Below are 3776 nucleotides of genomic sequence, written 5' to 3'. Positions count from 1 at the left end.
GTCCGCTCTCCGAGCAGCACCGCCCGGTGCTCCAGCACCGCACGCGTCGTCGCCAGCGAGAAACCCACATCCACCGGCGACAGCTGAGAGCCTCCGGGGAGCTCCGCGACGAACGACCGCAGCCGCTCCACCTGCGCCGACAAGGCTCCCGCGGAACGTCCCGACACCACCCACGGCGCCACCGGCAGCGCCACCGGAGCCGCAACCGCCGCCGGCTCCTCGGCCTCCGGCGCCTGCTCCAGGATCACATGCGCGTTCGTGCCGCTGACGCCGAACGACGACACCGCGGCGCGCCGCGGTTCGCCCGTCGCCGGCCAGTCGACCGAGTCCGTGAGGAGCTCGACGGCGCCCGCCGACCAGTCCACGTGGGAGGACGGCTCGTCGACGTGCAGGGTCCGCGGCAGTACGCCTTCGCGCATCGCCATGACCATCTTGATGATCCCGGCGACGCCCGCGGCAGCCTGCGTGTGACCGATGTTGGACTTCAACGAGCCCAGCCACAGGGGCCGGTCCTCCGGACGGTCCTGACCGTACGTCGCGATGAGCGCCTGTGCCTCGATGGGGTCGCCAAGGGTCGTGCCCGTGCCGTGGCCTTCCACGACGTCGATCTGTGCGGGTGAGAGACCCGCTCCTTCGAGGGCCTGGCGGATGACGCGCTGCTGGGACGGGCCGTTGGGTGCGGTCAGGCCGTTGGACGCGCCGTCCTGGTTGACGGCGGAGCCGCGCACGATACCCAGTACCTGGTGGCCGTTGCGGCGGGCGTCCGAGAGGCGCTCCAGGAGCAGCAGTCCCACACCCTCGCCCCAGCCCGTGCCGTCCGCCGCCTCCGCGAAGGACTTGCACCGGCCGTCCGTGGCCAGTGCGCCCTGCCTGCTGAACTCCATGAACGCCGCGGGGGTCGACATCACGGTGGCGCCGCCCGCCAGGGCCATGGCGCACTCGCCCGACCGCAGCGCCTGCACCGCGAGGTGCAGGGCGACCAGCGACGACGAGCACGCCGTGTCCACCGTCATCGCCGGGCCTTCCAGGCCGAACGTGTAGGAGAGGCGGCCCGACACGACGCTGGCCGCGTTGCTCGTGGCAAGGGAGCCCGCACCCGCGTCGGCCGAGCCGAGCAGGACCGTCGCGTAGTCCTGGCCGTTGGTGCCGGTGAACACGCCGGTCCGGCTTCCGCGTACCGATGCGGGGCTGATCCCGGCGCGCTCGAAGGTCTCCCAGGCGGTCTCCAGGAGCACCCGCTGCTGCGGGTCCATGCCCAGGGCCTCGCGGGGCGAGATGCCGAAGAGGGAGGCGTCGAACTCCGCGACGTCGTGGACGAATCCGCCCTCGTGGGCCTGGGTGGTGACGGGCTGCCCGTTGTCGCCGCGGTACAGCCGGTCCATGTCCCAGCCTCGGTCGTGCGGGAACTCGCTCATCCCGTCGCCGCCCGATGCCACCAGGCGCCACAGGTCCTCCGGCGTCCGGACGCCGCCCGGGTACCGGCAGCCCATGGAGACGATGGCGATGGGCTCGTCGTCGGCGTGCGCCGACCGCCGGTCCGCCGTCTCGCCGGCCGCTTCCGCGGTCGGGTCGGCGGCGCCGAGCTGAGGTGCGAGGAGGCGCAGGGCGATGTCGCCCGATGTGGGGTGGTCGAAGACGAGGGTGGTGGGCAGGGTCAGGCCGGTGGCAGCGTTCAGGCGGTTGCGGAGTTCGACGGCGGTGAGCGAGTCGAAGCCCAGCTCGCTGAAGGCCCGGTCCGGGGCGACGGCGTCGGGCGACGGGTGGCCGAGCACGGCCGCGGCCTCCGCCCTGACCAGGTCGAGCAGCGCCCGGTCGCGTTCGGCCGTCGGCAGCGCGGCGAGCCGCTCGCGCAGTGCCTCCGCGACGTCCCGTCCGCTCGCGCCGTCGGCCTCCGGCGCCCGCAGGGCTTCGGCGGCTTCGGGGATGTCATTGATGAGGGGCCTGGGGCGCGCCATGGTGAAGGCGGGTGCGAACAGCGCCCAGTCGACGTCCGCGACGGTCAGGCAGGTCGCCCCCGCACCGACCGCCTGGACCAGGGCGCCGACCGCGAGTTCCGGGTCCATTCCGCCGAGTCCGCGGCGGGCGAGCATCTCCTGTGCCGTGCCCACGGCCATGCCGCCTCCGGACCAGCCGCCCCAGGAGATCGACGTGGCTGTGAGGCCGCGGGCCCGCCGGTGCTCCGCGAGGCCGTCGAGGTAGGCGTTGCCCGTGGCGTACGCGCCCTGTCCCGCACCGCCCCACACACCGGCGCCGGAGGCGAAAAGGACGAAGGCGTCCAGCGAGTCGCGGGTGTCGGCGCCGAAGAGCGCGTCGAGGTTGGCGGCGCCTGTCGCCTTGGCGGCGAGGGCGTCGGCGAAGGCGGCCGGGTCCGCGTCGGCGAGCCCCGCCTGTGTGGTGACGCCCGCGGCGTGGACCACCGTGCGGATGGGCCTGCCGTCCGCCTCCTGCACGCGGGTGACGAGTTCGGCCAGCGCCTCGCGGTCGGCGACGTCGCAGGCCGCGATCGTCACCCGGGCGCCCGACGCGGTCAGTTCGGCCTTGAGTTCGGCGGCGCCTGCCGTCTCCGCGCCTCGTCGGCCGGTGAGTACCAGATGCTCCACGCCGGCGCGGGCGAGCCACCGCGCGGTGTGGGCGCCGAGGGCACCCACTCCTCCGGTGATCAGGGCCGTGCCCTGCGGGCGCCAGGGCTCGGGCGTCTGCTCCTCGCCCTCCGGGGCCCGGACGAGACGGCGTCCGAACACGCCGCCCGAACGCAGCGCCACCTGGTCCTCGCCGGCCGGGTCCGCGAGGACGCCCGGCAGCCTCGACCAGGCACGTGCGTCCAGCGCCTCCAGCTCTGCGGGAAGGTCGATCAGCCCGCCCCAGCGATCGGGGTGCTCCAGGCCGAAGACCCGGCCCAGGCCCCAGGTCTGCGCCTGCACCGCGCCGGAGACCGATTCGGACCTGCCGATGGACACGGCGCCGCGCGTCACGCACCACAGCGGAGCGTCCACGCCCTGCTCCACCAGGACCTGCATCAGAGCCAGCAGGGCGGAGACACCGCCAGGGAGCGTCGGGTGGGCGTCGTCGGGCGCCTCGTCGAGCGCGGTCAGCGACACGATGCCGCCGACCGGCCGGCCATCGGGCAGCGCTTGGCGCAGCGCCCGGGCGAGCTCAACGCGGTCGGCACCGCCCGCCGCGACGGGCACCGTCACGACCTCGGCGCCACCGGCGGAGAGCGCCCGGCCGACGGCCGCCGCCGTCTCGTCGGCCCCGGCGTCGGGCACGACCAGCAGCCAGGGCTCGCCGATTCCGGTGTCCGTCCGAAGCGTCAGCGGCTTCCAGGTGATGCGGTAGCGCCAGCCGTCGACCTTCGACGCGTCCCGCCGCTGCCGCCGCCACGCGGACAGCACGGGCAGCAGGTCGCCGAGCGCCGCCTGCGTCTCGTCCTCGACGCCGAGCGTGCCGACCAGCGCCGCCAGGTCTCCCTGCTCGACGGCCTCCCAGAACCGGGCGTCCACCGGATCGGCCGAGGCGACGACCGAAGCGGGGGCCTGCCCCTGCGGCCAGAACTGCTGGTGCTGGAAGGCGTAGGTGGGCAGGTCGACCCGGCGGGCGCCGGTACCGGCGTAGTACGTGGTCCAGTCAACGGCCTTGCCGCGTACGTGCAGTTCGGCGAGGGTGGTGAGCAGGCTCTCCGGCTCGTCACGGTTCTTGCGGAGGGCGGGTACGAAGGTGAGGATATCGCCGCCCTCGGAACCGGACGTCACGCAGTCCTGGGCCATGGCGGACAGCAC

General features: G+C 74.4%; 1 protein-coding gene. It reads right to left on the bottom strand.

Going from position 1 to position 3776, the window contains the following annotated elements; translation table 11 throughout:
- The coding region (locus EES42_RS39470; RefSeq protein WP_241196882.1) for an SDR family NAD(P)-dependent oxidoreductase at positions 1-3776 on the bottom strand (3776 nt) is incomplete at both ends.

The sequence above is a fragment of the Streptomyces sp. ADI95-17 genome (genome assembly GCF_003846175.1).
Taxonomy (GTDB): Bacteria; Actinomycetota; Actinomycetes; order Streptomycetales; family Streptomycetaceae; genus Streptomyces; species Streptomyces sanglieri.
Note: the sequence above shows the minus strand (reverse complement) of the source record. Positions and strands in the feature narration are given on the sequence as shown.